This window comes from Streptomyces sp. 17_S59 (assembly GCF_056930295.1).
In genome coordinates this window covers 1662451-1678269 of sequence record NZ_JBXOWD010000001.1, presented here as the reverse complement: position 1 = coordinate 1678269, position 15819 = coordinate 1662451, and the positions used below count along the sequence as shown (strand labels likewise).

General features: G+C 74.3%; 13 protein-coding genes. 5 read left to right on the top strand and 8 right to left on the bottom strand.

All coding sequences use genetic code 11. The annotated features are described in order from the left end of the window. The first annotated feature begins 13 nt into the window (after nt 1-13). The 3 genes from thiE (at nt 14) to AC1Z4A_RS07250 (ending at nt 2785) form a co-directional block, all read left to right on the top strand. Nucleotides 14-670, top strand: coding sequence for a thiamine phosphate synthase (thiE, locus tag AC1Z4A_RS07260; RefSeq protein ID WP_483677017.1), 657 nt, complete (start codon nt 14-16; stop codon nt 668-670). A gap of 150 nt (nt 671-820) precedes the next feature. Further along, a complete protein-coding gene (metF, locus tag AC1Z4A_RS07255; protein WP_483677016.1) occupies nt 821-1738 on the top strand; it encodes a methylenetetrahydrofolate reductase [NAD(P)H] in 918 nt (305 codons plus the stop codon). Between the two features lie 39 nt (nt 1739-1777). Further along, nucleotides 1778-2785, top strand: coding sequence for a hypothetical protein (locus AC1Z4A_RS07250; RefSeq protein ID WP_483677015.1), 1008 nt, complete (start codon nt 1778-1780; stop codon nt 2783-2785). A gap of 28 nt (nt 2786-2813) precedes the next feature. On the opposite strand, the gene AC1Z4A_RS07245 is transcribed toward AC1Z4A_RS07250, so the two are convergent. From AC1Z4A_RS07245 to AC1Z4A_RS07230, 4 genes are all read right to left on the bottom strand, one after another. After that, entirely contained in the window at nt 2814-4316 is a 1503-nt protein-coding gene (locus AC1Z4A_RS07245; RefSeq protein ID WP_483677014.1) for a phytoene desaturase family protein, read from the bottom strand. A gap of 373 nt (nt 4317-4689) precedes the next feature. Further along, the gene (locus tag AC1Z4A_RS07240; protein WP_483677013.1) at nt 4690-5304 is read right to left on the bottom strand and encodes a TetR/AcrR family transcriptional regulator; all 615 of its coding nucleotides are present in this window, start codon (nt 5302-5304) and stop codon (nt 4690-4692) included. Between the two features lie 35 nt (nt 5305-5339). Further along, on the bottom strand, nt 5340-7511 hold the full coding sequence (locus AC1Z4A_RS07235; protein WP_483677012.1) for a YhgE/Pip family protein: 2172 nt from the start codon (nt 7509-7511) through the stop codon (nt 5340-5342). Continuing rightward, a complete protein-coding gene (locus AC1Z4A_RS07230) occupies nt 7483-8274 on the bottom strand; it encodes an ABC transporter ATP-binding protein (protein WP_483677011.1) in 792 nt (263 codons plus the stop codon). The genes AC1Z4A_RS07235 and AC1Z4A_RS07230 overlap by 29 nt, the downstream gene beginning before the upstream one ends. A gap of 207 nt (nt 8275-8481) precedes the next feature. On the opposite strand from AC1Z4A_RS07230, the gene AC1Z4A_RS07225 reads away from it, so the two are divergent. After that, complete coding sequence (locus AC1Z4A_RS07225; RefSeq protein ID WP_483677010.1) at nt 8482-9237, top strand: class I SAM-dependent methyltransferase; 756 nt, start codon at nt 8482-8484, stop codon at nt 9235-9237. Between the two features lie 272 nt (nt 9238-9509). Next, nucleotides 9510-9902, top strand: a complete 393-nt coding sequence (locus AC1Z4A_RS07220) for a DUF3040 domain-containing protein (RefSeq protein WP_483677009.1) — start codon at nt 9510-9512, stop codon at nt 9900-9902. A 106-nt stretch (nt 9903-10008) separates the two neighbouring features. Here AC1Z4A_RS07220 and AC1Z4A_RS07215 read toward each other — a convergent pair whose 3' ends face one another. The 4 genes from AC1Z4A_RS07215 to AC1Z4A_RS07200 all read right to left on the bottom strand — a co-directional run bounded on the left by AC1Z4A_RS07215 (nt 10009) and on the right by AC1Z4A_RS07200 (nt 15518). Beyond that, a complete protein-coding gene (locus AC1Z4A_RS07215) occupies nt 10009-12435 on the bottom strand; it encodes a transglutaminase TgpA family protein (RefSeq protein WP_483677008.1) in 2427 nt (808 codons plus the stop codon). Next, nucleotides 12432-13811, bottom strand: a complete 1380-nt coding sequence (locus AC1Z4A_RS07210) for a DUF58 domain-containing protein (protein WP_483677007.1) — start codon at nt 13809-13811, stop codon at nt 12432-12434. The genes AC1Z4A_RS07215 and AC1Z4A_RS07210 overlap by 4 nt, the downstream gene beginning before the upstream one ends. Continuing rightward, the gene (locus tag AC1Z4A_RS07205; RefSeq protein ID WP_483677006.1) at nt 13811-14806 is read right to left on the bottom strand and encodes an AAA family ATPase; all 996 of its coding nucleotides are present in this window, start codon (nt 14804-14806) and stop codon (nt 13811-13813) included. Before AC1Z4A_RS07205 ends, AC1Z4A_RS07210 begins: the two co-directional genes overlap by 1 nt. 163 nt (nt 14807-14969) lie before the next feature. Continuing rightward, the gene (locus tag AC1Z4A_RS07200; RefSeq protein ID WP_483677005.1) at nt 14970-15518 is read right to left on the bottom strand and encodes a beta-class carbonic anhydrase; all 549 of its coding nucleotides are present in this window, start codon (nt 15516-15518) and stop codon (nt 14970-14972) included. Nucleotides 15519-15819 lie beyond the last annotated feature (301 nt).

The window sequence follows — 15819 nt, the reverse complement described above, 5'->3', positions numbered from 1 at the left end:
GGGGAGATACCCGATGCCCGCCACCGCACGCCAGCGGCTCGCCGACGCGCGGCTGTACCTGTGCACCGACGCCCGCAAGCGCCAGGGCGACCTGCCCGAGTTCCTGGACGCCGTGCTGGCCGCCGGGGTGGACATCGTCCAGCTGCGGGACAAGGGCATGGAGGCGGGGGAGGAGCTGGAGCACCTCGCCGTCTTCGCCGACGCCGCCCGCCGCCACGGCAGGCTCCTCGCGGTCAACGACCGGGCGGACGTCGCGCACGCCGCCGCCTCGGACGTGCTGCACCTGGGGCAGGGCGACCTGCCCGTGCCCGCCGCGCGGGCGATCCTCGGCGCGGACGTGCTGATCGGCCGCTCCACGCACGCGGAGGACGAGGTGGCCGCCGCGGCCGCCGAGCCCGGCGTGGACTACTTCTGCACCGGCCCCTGCTGGCCCACCCCGACCAAGCCGGGCCGCTACGCCCCGGGCCTGTCCCTGGTGCGCTACGCGGCCGCCCTGCAGCCCGAGCGGCCCTGGTTCGCGATCGGCGGGATCGACGCCGGCAACCTGGACGAGGTGCTGGAGGCGGGTGCCCGCCGCGTCGTGGTGGTCCGCGCCATCACGGAGGCCACGGACCCGGGCGAGGCCGCGGCCCATCTGGCGAAGCGCCTCCGCGAGCACGCGGCGCGCTAGCGGCGCACCGGCCGAGAGGGCCGGAATCCCCGGGGGCCGTCCGGGGAAGCCGTCCGAGGAATGAGACACCTCGTGGACGGCGTCCGGGCGAACGGGACAAATGGCAATTGTGGGTTGGGACCCCGCCCCACCGCTGGTTAACTTGCCGGTATGGCCCTTGGCACTGCCTCCACCAGGACAGACCATGCGCTCACCGTGCGTGAGCTGCTCGCCTCCGGCGAGCGTTCCTACTCCTTCGAGTTCGCCGCGCCCAGGTCGGAAAAGGGCGAACGCACGCTCTGGAACGCCATCCGACGCATCGAAGCCGTCGGTCCCACCTTCGTCTCCGTGACCTACGGCGCCGGCGGCTCCTCCCGGGAGGGCACCGTCCGCGCCACGGAACGGATCGCCACGGACACCACGCTCACCCCCGTGGCCCACCTGACGGCGGTCAACCACTCCGTCGCCGAACTCCGCAATGTCATCGGCCAGTACGCCGACGTCGGCATCCGCAACATGCTCGCGCTCCGCGGCGATCCGCCCGGCGACCCCATGGGCGAGTGGGTCCGCCACCCCGACGGCGTCGGTCACGCCGTCGAGCTGGTCCGGCTGATCAAGGAATCCGGCGACTTCTGCGTGGGCGTCGCGGCCTTCCCGGAGATGCACCCGCGCTCCTCGGACTGGGAGACGGACATCCGGCACTTCGTCGACAAATGCCGGGCGGGCGCGGACTTCGCGATCACCCAGATGTTCTTCTGTCCCGAGGACTATCTCCGGCTGCGGGACCGCGTTGCGGCCGCAGGTTGCGACACTCCGATCATTCCGGAAATCATGCCGGTCACCAATGTGCGCCAGATCGAACGGTTCGCACAGCTCAGCAACGCCGCTTTCCCGCCGGACCTCGCGGAGAGGATCCTCGCGGTGAAGGGCGACGCGGCCGCTGTACGCTCGGTCGGGATCGAGTACGCAACGGACCTGTGTGCCCGGTTGATGGCCGAGGAGATTCCCGGGCTCCACTTCATTACCCTGAACCACTCCACGGCCACGTTGGAAATCTACGAGAATCTGGGACTGCATCAGCGGTCCTGACGGCCGGCCGGTGAACGGCGGCCGACGAGAGGGGCGTTAATGGGCTGGACGGTCCTCTACATCGCGTTCGGTGTCGTCGCGCTCTGGCTGCTCGGCGAGGTGCTGCTGCAGTACAAGGCGCGGCTGCGCTGGCGGCTCCTCGCCTTCGTCGGCTTCCTCGGGGTGGTCGCGGGCGTGGTCGTCCCGTCCGTGGCCGTCATCGTCGTGGGCGCGATCGCCTTCGGCGTGGGCCAGACCTTTGTGACACTCTCCTTCCGCCGCGGCTTCTCCCGGGGCTGGGCCATCCGCCGCACCGGCGAGGACGGCGGCAAGGAAGCGGACCGGGGCGCGCGCAGGACCAAGTCCAAGCCCAAGGGCAGCGGCAGGGGCAGGGGTGCGGCAGCGGACGGCGGAAAGCCGCGGGCCGGGCGCCGCCGCAAGTCCGAGCGGCCCGCCCGCACCGCCTCCGACGTCACCCTGCCGGTCTCCGGGGACGGCGCCCTCCCGCCCGTGCCCGGCGCCGGCGCCGACCGCCCGGACCTGATGCCCAACGTGCCCCAGCAGCCCACCTCGGAGCCCGTGCACCCCGCCGGCTACGACGGCACGGGCGGCAGCGGCTACCAGCCCGCCGTGGACCCCGCCGCCGAGACGTCCGTCTTCGGCGCGTACGACGGCTACGCCGCCGCCCAGCCCGCCGAGGCCGCCGGAGCCCCGGCCCAGGGCGGCTACGCCGGGCAGTTCGACTACGGCCAGGGCCAGTACGCGTCGTACTCCGACCCGTACATCGGCAACCGCTCCCCGGCCTACGAGCAGTACGACGCCTACGGGCAGCAGCAGCCGTACGCGCAGCAGCAGTACGGCTCCGGGTCCTACGGCTCCGGCAGCTACGCCCCGCAGTACGACATCGACACGCCTCCCGGCGGTGTGTGGGTTCCGCAGCAGCGAGACGGTGATGGCGCGGCCGGAGCGCCCGGCGGCGTCGGCAACGCGCCGCAGGGCCAGCAGCCGCCCTACCCGCCGCAGCAGCCCGGCCAGGGCTACGACGAGCAGCAGCGCTACCGCTACTGAGGCCGGCGCCGGGGGCCGGCGGCGCGGCTCACTGGGAGCCGCGCCAGTCCGCCCCCTCCACGATCAGCCCGGCGACCAGCGCCCCCGACATCCCTGCGTGGGCGAGCCCGCCACCGGGGTGGGCAAAGCCGCCCACGAGGTACAGACCGGGCAGCCGCGTGGCATTGGCGGGGCGCAGGAACGCGCCCTCGGCACCGGCCAGTACGGGCGCGGGCACCCCGCCGCCCTCGGCCCCGGTGGCCGCCTCCGTGTCGGCCGGAGTGCGCACCTCCCGCCACAGCACCCGGTCGCGCAGCCCCGGCACCGCGGCCCCGGCCGCTTCGACCATGCGGTCCGCGAACTCCTCGGCCGTCCCGGCGCCGGTCCAGTCCACGCTGCCGTGCGGCGCGACCGTCGCGGTGAGCGTCATCGCCTCGTGCGCGTCGTCGGGGCAGGCGCCGGGGTCGTCCGGCCGCAGGACGGTCACCGTCGGCCGGTAGCCGGAGGTGCCGTGCCCGCCGCCGAAGACGGCGTCCAGTTCCGCCGCACGGTCGCCGTGCACCACCGTGCGGTGCGCCGTGCCGTCCGGGCGGGCCCCGGAGAGGGCCAGGAACACGCTGAACCTGCCCGGCGGAACGGGCTGCCGGGGCGCTTCGGCCGCGTCCGGCGCGAGCACCTCCAGGCGGCCGGGCGAGACGCCCGCCACCACCATGTCGGCCTCGGCCACGCTCCCGTCGGCCAGCCGCACCCCGGCCGCCCGGCCGTCCTTCTCCACCAGGCCCGTGGCCTCGGCGCCGAAGACGAACTCCACGCGCCGGGCCGCACAGCGCTCGTACAGGGCGTCCGCGAGGCCGCGCAGCCCCCCGGCGACGTACCAGCTGCCGAAGGTCTGCTCCATGTACGGCAGCACCGTCGCGCTCGCGGGGGCGCGGCGCGGGTCGAGCCCGTACGCCAGGGCGTGGCTCTCCAGGAGGGCCACCAGCCGCGGGTCCTTCAACTCCCGTTCGGCAACGGCCGCCAGCGTGAGCGGCCCGCCCCGGCGCCGGAACAGCCCGCGGCGGGGCGGCGCCGGATAGGGGTCACGGCCCAGGCCGGGCACCCGGTCGGCGTGCAGTGGCTCCTCCAGGAGCGGCCGCCGAGTGGCGTCCCACACCTCGCGGCCCCGGTTGACCAGCTCGCTCCAGCGCTCGCCCGCCCCGGCGCCGACCGCGGCGTCCAGCGCGGCCACGACACCGGCCCGGGAGGCGTTGGGCAGCGAGACGTCCGTGCCGTCGGCGAAGACGTGCCGGCTCGCCGGGTCGACCTGGGTGAGCGAAAGGGTCTGCTCCAGGGACTCCTTGCCGGTCTTGACGAACAGATCGCGGTAGACGGCGGGCAGGTGCAGCAGCCCCGGCCCGGTGTCGAAGACGAAGCCGTCGCGCTCGAGCCGGGCGACGGCGCCGCCGTGCGTCGCCGCGCGCTCGTAGACCGTCACCCGGTGCCCTGCGACGGCCAGCCGGGCGGCGGCGGCCATGGCGCCCATTCCGGCGCCGATTACTGCGATCCGTGCCATGCGCCGAGCCTATCCGGCGGGGGTAAATCCAGCCCCTCCGGCGTTTGAGGAGCGGGGGTCCGGGGGCGGAGCCCCCGCCCTGCGGCGGAGCCGCATATCGGTTACTTCGGGAAGGGGCGGGATCGGGGAACAACCACCCCCTCTGAGTACGCGTACTCAGACGCCGAGATGAGTACGAGCACGGATGAGCTGCACCCGGCCGGCAGGGAAGAGTGGTGGTCGCGGAAAGGATGCGGCACCGGCACCGCCGACACGGGGTGGCGGAACGGTGCGGCATCCCGATGCGACCGGGGGACAACGAGGGGGGACGGGGGAACACTGTGCCGGTGCGGGCCGAGGGGGATCGGTCCGCACCGGCACAGTGGACACCCCCTCAGCCCCCGGCGCCGCTCACCCGCCCCTGCAACAGCCGCGACAACGCCGAGTGCACCTCGTCGATCGACCGCTCCGGCTGGAACGACTGCCAGTCCAGCGCCGCCACCAGCACCATGCCGAACAGCGCGGACGCGGTGAGCGGAATGTCGATCTCCGGGCTCAGCTCCCCCTCCGCGACGGCCTCCCGCAGCACGGACTCGATCACTGCGATGGCCTTCTGCCGCACCTGCATCAGCGTCGACTGCCAGGCCCGGTTGGTGCGCCACAGCTCGGCCACGTACAGCTGGGTGAGCGAGGGATAGCGTGTGATGAAGTCCAGCCCGGCCCGGATCATCGCGTCCAGGGCGTCGACGCGGCTGCCCCCGCGCTCGGCGGTCTCGTCGGCGGCGGCCTGGAGCGAGGCGGTGAGCAGCTCGATGCCGTGGCGCAGCAACTCCTCGAAGAGCACGGTCTTGCTGGCGAAGTTGTAGTAGACCGTGCCCTTCGCCACCCCCGCCCGCTCGGCGATCTCGTCCACCGTGGTGGAGGAGAATCCCTGCTCGGCGATGAGGGTGACCGCCGCCTCGAAAAGCTTCCGCCTGGTGTTCTGACGGCGTGTACTGCTGCTGTCCATGAGGGTGATTCTCCCTGTACCCGTCGTGTGCGCGCTCACAGACTCAGCTCCGGGTGCAGCCGGTCCACCGACCAGACCTGCTTGCCGCGCGCGGCCCAGGCGGTCAGCGCGAGCGCACCCGCGGTGAACGCGGCCAGCACGCCGCACGCCTGCCACACCGGGCCGAGCCCGCCGCCCGTGATCAGGTGCCGCAGCCCCTCGACGACGTAGCTCATCGGCAGGAAGGGGTGGAGGGCATTGAAGAACCCCGGACTGGTCTGCACGGGATACGTGCCGCCCGCCGAGGTCAGCTGGAGCATCAGCAGGGCGAGGACCAGGATCCGGCCCGCGGGCCCGAAGCGGGCGTTGAGCCACTGCACGATCGCCGCGAAGCAGGCGGTCACCAGGACGAGGAAGCCGACCGTGCCCGCGGCGCGGGCCATGTGCAGCCCGAGTGCCCAGTGCAGCACGGCCAGCAGCGCACCGGTCTGCAGCACCCCGACCGCGACGACCGGCAGCCACCCGGCGACGGCGATGCGCCAGGCCGGGGCCCCGGCGGCCAGGGCGCGCCGGTTGAGGGGCTGGATCAGCATGTAGGCGACCATCGCGCCGACCCACAGGGACAGCGGGATGAAGTAGGGGGCGAAGCCGGTGCCGTAGTTGGGCGCCTTGTGGAGGGCCTGGGAGGCCAGCCTGACGGGGTCGGCCATCACCTCGGTACGGGCGTCCCGGTCCTTCTTGCCGTAGTCGGGAATCCTGGCCACGCCGTCGTGCAGGCCACCGGCCAGCTGTGCGGAGCCGTCGGACAGCTTGAACATGCCGTCCTGGAGGTCGCCTGCGCCCTCGCGCAACCGGCCGATGCCGCCGTCGAGATCGGCGGCCCCCTGCCGGGCGGTGCCCAGCCCGGCGTGCAGCCGCCCCGCCCCGGTGTGCAGGCGGCCCGCGCCGTCGGCGACCTTCCGGGCGCCGTCGTTGAGGGCGTTGACGTCGCGCACCGCGCCGTCGATGTCCCGGGCGAGGTCCGGGGCCTCCGCGGCGAGCCGCAGGGCGTACGAGCGGAGGGTGTCCAGCTGCCCGGGAAGCCGGTCCAGTTCGCCGTTCTTGTTCTGCATCAGGGTGTTGAGCTTCGCGGCGCCGTCGGCGGACTGCTCTGCCGCAAACACGGCCTTCTTGAGGGCGGGGCAGAAGTCCGGGGTGCCGGTGCCGGTGCCAGTACCCGTGCCGGTGGCGGTGGTGGTGGCGGCGGTGGCGCACAACTTCCCGTACGCCGCCGCCAGGTCGTCCGCACCGCGCCTGCTGCCCGTGGCGAGCACCGCGGTGGTGGCGGGGGAGGGCAGGTCGTCCAGGTGGTCCCGGAGGGTCTTCGCCTCCTTGGCCACGTCGCGCGCGGTGTCCCCGATCTCCCGGGCGTGCTCCTTGACGAACGTGCCGTCCTTGTCCGCCGCCTCGTTGACCTTGTCGGCCAGCCGCTGGGTGCCGGCCGCGACTTTCTCCGCGCCCGTCGCCAGCTCTCCCGAGCCCGAGTCCAGGGTGCCCGCGCCGGAGTGGAGTCCGGCCACGCCGTCCTCCAGGTCGCCGCTGCCGTGCTTGGCCCGGTTCAGGCCGTCCTTGAGGGCCCCGGCCCCCTGCTCGGCCTTGCCCAGGCCCTCGCCGAGCCGGTCGGCGCCGTTCGCCGCCTGCTGCGTCTTGTCGTGGAGGCCGGAGAAGGAGACGAAGATCTTGTCGTAGAAGGAGCGCGACGTCCTGCGGGACGCGGTGGCGCGGACCTCGGAGAAGACCGTGCGGGAGATCTGCCCCACGATGTAGTTGTTGGAGTCGTTCGTACGGACCTGGAGCGCACCGGCCTCCGGGCTCCCGCCCGAGCTGGAGGCGATCCGCTCGCTGAAGTCGGCGGGAATGGTCAGCGAGAGGTAGTAACGGCCCTTCTCGACGCCCTTGCGGGCCTCGTCGGCGCCGGTCTCGTGCCACGCGAACGACTTGCTGCCGCGCAGCCCTTCGGCGATGGTGTCGCCCGCGGTCAGCCGCTCTCCGTCCACGGTGGTGCCCCGGTCGGCGTTGACGAGCGCCACGGGCACCTTGTCGAGCCGTCCGTACGGATCCCAGAACGACCACAGGTACAGGGCGCCGTAGAGCAGCGGCAGCAGCAGGAGCGCGACGAGCGCGGCGCGGGGGAGCCTGCCCCGCCCGAACCGCCGTAGCTCAAGCGCGGCCAGTTTCGGCGAGCGCATCCGCCGCTCCCTTCGGGTCGTGCTTCGGCTCGTGCTTCGGGTCGTGCGCGTCCGCGGGGCGCGGGTATGGGACGGTCGGGACCACGAGCGCGTCGCCGGGTGCCTCGGCGCAGACGGCGAGCACGGTCGTGCCCGCTCCGGCGAGCGACCGCAGCAGCGCCCAGGTCCGCTCGCGCTCGGCGGCGGAGAGCTTGAGGTCGGTGTCGTCCACGGCGAGCAGCCGCGGCCGGCCGATCAGGGCGAGGGCAACCGAGAGCCGCAGCGCCTCGGGCCGCCCCAGTGCCCGTACGGGCGTGCCGCCGCCCCTGGGCAGGGCGTCCACGTCGAGCCCTGCGGCGGTCAGCGCCGCCTCGATCCGGGCCGCGGTCGGGTCGGGTGCCCCGGCGCGGGGGCGGACCAGGCCGCGCAGCGGGCCGCCGAACCTGCGCTCCAGCAGGGCGCGTTCGCGCAGGTGCTCCTCGACGGTCAGGGCGGCGTCGAGTTCCGCGACGCCCGGGACGTGGGCGAGCCCGCTCACCCGCCGGACGGCCGCCATCCGGCGGGGCAGCGGGAGGCCGGCGACCTCGGCGCGGCCGGCGGTGGGGCGCATCCGGCCGGTGAGCGTGAGCAGCAGAGAGGTGCGGCCCGAGCCGGAGGGACCGGCGACGGCCATGAGCGAGCCCGGTGGCGCGGCGACGTCCACATCGCGGAAGACCCAGCCGCGCGGGCCCCTGACACCGAGGCCCTCGGCCGTGATCGCGGCTCCGTACGGGGTGCTGTCCACGCGACCTCCCACTCTCGGACAACTCTCCGACAACCCTCGGACGGCGATTCCGAGCGTCTTGAACTGACCGGTCAGTGCAAAAAGTATGGCGCACCGTGTCCGGCCTCCGTCAAGCCGGGCCCGCGGGCCCATTAGGCTGGGGCCGCCTACGTCCAGTCATTCCGCCGCCGTCCAGCGGCGGCGGCACGCGCCGAGGAGCCAGCCGCCGTGTCAGACCCCCAGCGCCCCCGGGCATCCCTCCGTACCGCCGTGGTCTGGGAGGTCCTGCGGGACGCCCTGGACCGCCGGGTCAAGGCCGCCGGGCGGGACGCCCTGGAGGTCCTCGACACCGGGGGCGGCTCCGGCAAGTTCGCGGTGCCGCTGGCCCGCCTCGGCCACCGGGTGACTGTCGTCGACCCCAGCCCCAACGCGCTGTTCGCGCTGGAGCGCCGGGCCGCCGAGGCCGGGGTCGCCGACCTCGTGCACGGCGTCCAGGGCGATGCGCACGGCCTGTTCGACGTCGCCGAGCGCGGCGGCTACGACGTGGTGCTGTGCCACGGCGTGCTGGAGTACGTCGAGGACCCCGCCGAGAGCGTGCGCAACGCCGTCGCGGCCCTCCGTCCCTCCGGCACCCTCAGCCTGCTCGCCGCCGGGCTCGGCGGTGCCGTGCTCGCCCGGGCGCTCTCCGGGCACTTCACCGAGGCCCGCCAGGCCCTCACCGACCCCTCCGGGCACTGGGGCGCGGGCGACCCGGTCACCCGCCGCTTCACCGCCGGGCAGCTGACCGAACTCGTCGATGGCGCGGGCCTGGACGTCACCGCCGTCCACGGCGTGCGCGTCTTCGCCGACTTGGTGCCCGGCGTGCTGGTCGACGCCGAGCCCGACGCCTTGGACGCGCTGCTGCGGCTGGAGGCCGCCGCGGCCGAGCTGCCGGCCTTCCACTCGGTGGCCACCCAGCTGCACGTCCTGGCCGAGCGCGACTGATCCCGGACCTGATCCGGACCTGATCCCGGGCCCTGATCGCGGACCGGAACACGGCCCACCCGATCAGGCCGTTCGCCCCGTATGATCGGGGGACACCGTCCGGCATGGCGGATCGGCGGAGAGGGAATGTACGTCCCGACGGGATCGATCGCCACGCCGGGCCCGGTGGCCGAATTGGCGCAGAGGGGCGGGTTTCACGGGGGCGATTCCCTGCCTATCCTGAAAGGGTCGCACCCCGGTCGCCCCCCGCGACCGACGAGTAGGAGGACTCCGTGCCGCTCTCGGAGCACGAGCAGCGCATGCTCGAGCAGATGGAGCGAGCGCTGTACGCCGAAGACCCCAAGTTCGCGACAGCGCTCGAGGGCAGCGGCCTGCGTACGTACACCCGGCGACGGGTCTACCAGGCGGTCGCGGGTTTTCTGGTGGGCATCGCGCTCCTCATGGCCGGAATGGTCGCCCAGCGCATCTGGATCAGCGTGGCGGGCTTCCTGGTCATGCTGGCGTGCGCCGTACTCGCGGTGACGGGGTGGCGCAAGGCGCCGAGGCCCGGGGCACAGCGGGGGCCCGGGGGCGGGATGGCCCGGCGTCAGGCCGGCCGCCGCCGCTCCATGATGGACCGCATCGAGCAGCGCTGGCAGCGCCGCCGAGACGAGCAGGGCCACTAGCCCGTATTGCAGCCAAACGCCGGACGGGCTGGATTTCCAGCCCGTCCGGCGTTTGAGGACACGGGGTCTGGGGCGCAGCCCCCCCTGCGGCGGAGCCGCATATCGGTTACTTCGGGAAGGGGCGGGACTGGGGAAAGACCCTCCGGGCCACCCGCACCCGCGCCGCCCGCAGGCGGCCCCGCACCCCCGCCCACCGGCGCGCCAGCGCCCACCGCACTCGCACCGCCGACCGCGGCGCCAGCAGCGCCCGCACCCGCACCCCCCGCGTCGCCGAGCCCCGCAGGCCGGCCCGTACCAGCTCCGCCTCGGCCGCCGGGTCGCAGGCCGGCCGGGGCCGGGGCGCGTACAGCACCTGCTCGACCGCCGAGGCCAGCCGCTCCGCGGCCGCGGCCGCGGAGCCGTCCAGCCGGGCCGCGCGGACCACGCGCTCCGCCGCCATCCTGGGGCTCAGCGAGTCGTCGGGCGGGACGCCGTGGTCCCACGCGGAGTCGGTCGCCTCGCGCCAGGCGGCCAGCGTCCGCTCGGCGGGGTCCCGGGGATCCCGGGCGGCACCCGGCCCCAGCCGCCGGGCCCGCACCCTCCTGCGCCAGAGCAGCGGCAGCAGAGGAAGGCCGAGCACGGCCAGCGCGACGGCCACGATGCCGGCGATTCCGGCCGCCGGGAGGCCCCCGCCGGAGGAGCCGCCGTCCGCCCGCGACACGGCACCGGGGCAGGCGTCCAGCTTCTTCTGCTGCGGGGTGCAGTCGGCGCCCGCCGAGGGCGCCGCCGACGGAGCCCGCGTACGGCTCGGCAGCGGGGCGGGCACCCCGGGATCCGACGGGGCGGGCGTCTCCGCGAGCGAGTAGTCGGGCTGGGTACCCCGGCTGGGCGTGGGCTCGAAGCGGGTCCAGCCGGCGCCCTCGAAGTACAGCTCGGGCCAGGCGTGGGCGTCCTTGGACCCCACCGACATCGAACCGTCCGTCTGCGGCGCGCCCGCCGTGAAGCCGACCGCCACCCGGGCCGGGATGCCCAGCGTCCGCGCCATGGCCGCCATGGAGAACGAGAAGTGGATGCAGAAGCCCCGCTTCTCCTCCAGGAAGCGCGCGATGGCGTTGGTGCCGCTGCCCGACCGCACCTCGGTGTCGTACCGGAAGCCGCCGCTCGAGGAGAACCACTCCTGGAGCTTGACCGCCTGCTCGTAGGCGTTCGCGGAACCGGCCGTCACCTTGCGGGCTGTCTCGGCCACGACCGCGGGCATCGCCGCGGGCACGGCCGTGTACTCGCGCAGCAGCTCCCCGGGCGGCGCGGGCGCGGCCGCGAGCTGCGCGGCGGTGGGCACCACCTGCAGGCTCGAGACCTGGTAGTGCAGGCCCTTGGTGGTCTGCCCGTGGTCGCCGACGAGCGTCCGGCCTGCGGGCTCGTACCGCCACTGGCCCGAGACGCTCACCCGGTCCGCCGGGTAGGGCATGGGCAGGTAGTTCTGCCCATAGGCGGGGGCGGCCGAGAAGGAGGTGTCGATCTGCTCCCGGCGGGTCTCCGGGGCCAGCCCGGCGGGCGTGGGCAGTGGGTCGGGCACATCGGTGATGCGGCGCTCCGAGGCACGCCAGGACGCGCCGTCGAACCGGTCGAGGGCGACGATGCGCAGGTACAGCTCCTGGGTGGCGTTCGCGGACGTGCGGTACCGCAGCACCTCCCGGTTCTGCGGCTGGTTGAGGCTGTTCTGCAGCGACACCAGGGGGTTGACCGCCGAGATGGTGCCGCCCCCCTGGCCGCCCGGGCCGTCGCCCCGGCCGCCCGGCTGCAGCAACCCGCCGTCGATGGAGGGGAGCAGGGCCGGTATCGCCAGGGCGACCCCGAGCACGAGGACGCCGATCCGGCGGCCGGTCCGCACCGGGGCGACGGCGGGGCCGCCCGCCGCGACGGCGAACCCGTCGGCTGCCGCGCCCGGTCCGGACGCGGCACCGCCGAAGACCCTGCCCCAGCGCGAGAGCCGGTCGCGGCCCTCGGCCAGGAGCAGCAGCAGATAGCCGGCGGCCGCGGTCAGGAACCACAGCCAGTCGGCGCCGCCCCGGGCGATCCCGGCGCCGACGGAGTACAGCGCGAGCAGCGGCAGCCCGGCCGGTGCGGCGCTGCGCAGGGTGACCGCCAGCGCGTCCACCACCAGCCCGATCAGCAGTACCCCGCCGACCAGCAGCAGCCGGATGGCCGTGGTCGTGGGTGCCGGGATGGCGTACCGCCCGACGTCGTCCGCGCCCTCCCGCAGCAACTGCCCGAATTCGACCAGGACATCGGGGCCGGGCAGCACCCAGGCGATCGCCTGCTGCCGGGCGAAGACCACCGTGAGCAGCAGCAGCGTCACCAGCGCCTGGAGGGCGACCGTCAGCGGCCGGGCCAGCGGCACCCGGCGGGCCACCGCCCCGACGGACGCCTGAACGGCCAGCAGCAGCGCGGCCTGCACGATCCAGGTGGACCGGTCGACCAGGGGCAGTAGCGCGCAGGCCGCCGCCAGCGTCGCCAGCACACTGCACACCGACAGCCGTGCGTGCCCGCTCATGCCCGGCCGCCCACGGTCGTGGCCGGGCCCGGCACGGCGCCCTGCGTCTCGAACCGGCCGGCCGGGCCGGCGAGCCGCCAGAGCTCGGGCAGTGCGGCGCCCGGGCCGACGAGCAGGGCCGTCCAGCCCGCCTCGCGCAGCACGCGCACCCCCTCCTGGCCGGGGGACCGCGGGTCGTACTGCCCCGGGGAGCCCGCCCAGGCGTCCTGGTCCAGGACGAAGGCGACCGCCGTGCCGCTGCGCTGCCGCATGCGCGCGGCCACCACGGCCTGCTGCTCGTCCAGTTCGCCGAAGAACGCCACCAGCAGCCCCCCGCTGCCTCCGCGCAGCATGTCGTAGGCCGGGGAGAGCCCGGCCCCCTCGGAGTGGTCCACCACCGCGAGGGTGTCCAGCAACAGCCCGGCGGCATCCGCCCCTTCGGCCCCGGAGCCGAAGCGGCCGCCGGTGCTCTCCGGCCCCGGCACCGTGCTCCCGGTGTCGGTCAGCAGCCGCACCGAGAAGCCCCGCTCCAGCAGGTGCACCGCCGTGGAGGCGGCCCCGGCCACCGCCCACTCGAAGGGCGAGCCGGGCCCCGCGCCGTCGAAGGCGTCGAACCGGGTGTCCAGCAGCACCGTGCAGTGGGCGCGCCGCGGCTGCTCCTCCCGGCGCACCATCAGCTCGCCGTGCCGCGCGGTGGAGCGCCAGTGCACCCGGCGCAGGTCGTCGCCGTAGCGGTAGGTGCGCGGAATGACGTCGTCGTCACCGGCCAGGGCGAGCGAGCGCTGCCGGCCGTCGCCGTGGCCCGCCGCCTCGCCGCCCAGCCGGACCGCGGGCAGCGGCTCGACGCGCGGCACCACGGTCAGGGTGTCGTGGGCGCCGAAGCTCCGGGTCAGCTCGCACATCCCGAACGGGTCCGTCAGCCGCAGCTGGAGCGGCCCCAGCGGATAGCGGCCGCGCAGCTCGGCGCGGACCCGGTAGGACACCTCGCGCCGGCCGCCCGGCTCCATCCGGTCCAGGACGAACCGCGGACGCGGGCCCAGCACATAGGGCACCCGGTCCTGGAGCATGAGCAGGCCGGTGGGCAGCCGCGAGACGTTGTCGACGCGCAGGCTCACCCGGGCCTCCGCCGAGGCAGCCACCCGGGCGGGCGCCAGCATCCTGCTGCCGGTGACCCGGTGCCGCGTCAGGTGCAGCACGATCACGCACACCAGGGGCAGGGCGGTCAGCAGCAGCCCCACCCTCAGCAGCTCCTCCTGGCCCAGCACGTACGAACAGGCGACGGCGGCGACGCCCGCCGCAAGGAACGAGCGGCCGCGGGTGGTCAGCCCGCCGAACGCCGTCCACAGACTTCCCTCGGCCCCCTGCGGGCCGGGCTCCTGCGGTCCCCCGGAAGCCATCACATTCCCCTGGCGCCCGGCGGTCGGCCGTAGGGGTCGGACACCGGCACGCGCTGGAGGATGTCCAGGACGACCTGCTCGGACGTGCGCCGGTTCAGCTGTGCCTGTGCGGTCGGCAGCAGCCGGTGCGCCAGCACCGCCACCGCCAGCGAGCGCACGTCGTCGGGCAGGGCGAACTCGCGGCCCGCCAGCGCCGCGGCGGCCTTGGCCGCCCGCAGCAGGTGCAGCGTCGCCCGGGGCGACGCACCGAGTCTCAGCTCCGGGTGCTGCCGGGTGGCGGCGACCAGGTCGACGGCGTATCGCCGGACGGGCTCGGCGACGTGGACCGTGCGGACCGCGTCGACCAGCTTGACGATCTCGTGGGCGTGGGCGACGGGCTGGAGGTCGTCCAGCGGGGACGGGCCGGCGTGCACGTCGAGCATGCGCAGCTCGGCCTCCGGACTCGGATAGCCCATCGACACGCGGGCCATGAAGCGGTCGCGCTGCGCCTCGGGCAGCGGGTAGGTGCCCTCCATCTCGACCGGGTTCTGCGTGGCCACCACCATGAAGGGGGAGGGGAGTTCGTAGCTGTGGCCGTCGATGGTGACCTGCCGCTCCTCCATGGACTCCAGCAGCGCCGACTGGGTCTTGGGGGAGGCGCGGTTGATCTCGTCGCCGATCACGACCTGGGCGAAGATCGCGCCGGGCTTGAACTCGAACTCCCGCCGCTGCTGGTCGTAGACGCTCACGCCGGTGATGTCGGACGGCAGCAGGTCCGGGGTGAACTGGATGCGCCGCACCGAGCAGTCCACGGACTTGGCCAGGGCCTTGGCGAGCATCGTCTTGCCCACCCCGGGCACGTCCTCGATCAGCAGGTGCCCCTCCGCCAGCAGCACGGTCAGCGCGAGCCGTACGACCTCGGGCTTGCCCTCGATCACGCTCTCCACCGACCTGCGGACGCGCTCCGCCGTCGCCGTCAGATCGGTCAGGCCCGCTCGTTCGTCATAGGTCGTCACCCGGTACCCTCCTCGGCCCTCTTCGCCAGGGCCGCGGTCCGAACGGCTCCGGACCGGCCCACCCCACAACACGGGACACCGCGCTCGCGGCGGCGCCTTGCGTGCATTCTCGCCGCCCGCGCGGTGTCCCGTCACCGCCTGTGGATAACTCCTCCGTAGCCGGTCAGGGCCGCGGGTCGATCTCCCGCAGCCTGCCTGTCGCCACGTCGAAGACGAAGCCGCGCACATCGTCGCGGTAGGGCAGGAACGGCGAGGTGCGCACGCGCTGCATGGACTGGCGCACGTCCTGGTCGAGGTCCTTGAACGCCTCCACCGCCCACGCCGGCCGCTGGCCGACCTCCGCCTCGATCTCGTGCCGGAAGTCCTCGGTGAGGTCCAGCAGGCCGCAGCCGGTGTGGTGGATGAGCACGACCGACCTGGTGCCCAGCGCCCGCTGGCTGATCGTCAGGGAGCGGATGATGTCGTCGGTCACCACGCCGCCCGCGTTGCGGATGGTGTGGCAGTCGCCGAGCTCCAGGCCCAGCGCGGCGTGCAGGTCGAGACGGGCGTCCATGCAGGCGACGACCGCCACCTTGAGCACCGGCCGGGCGTCCATGCCCGGATCGGTGAACGCGTCGGCGTACTCCGCGTTGGCTGCCACCAGACGGTCGGTGACCGTGGGCTCGCTGCGGCCTGGCTCGGGACTCTCGGGCTGAGGCGCGGGTATCGGCATGGGTACGACGGTAGTCGGCCAAGAGCGCGAAGGCTCCCTCTGCAGGTGGGCAAATCCTGGTCAACACCGCGCCTTGTGAGGTATGCCACAAGGGGCGCCACCCGGCCGCCCGGCCGCGGCCGAACGGGTGAACGCACCGCCGGGGCGTGCCGCTCCGGGGGTGATCCCCGTCGACCGGCGCCCCGTCGCACTCCTATGGCGGGACGCGCATGGCGGTTGGTTGACCGAGGGGACGAGTGGACTAAAGTGACGCGAAGTGGGAGGCGTGACGCTCCCCTTGGATCCGAAGAAACACCCGTGC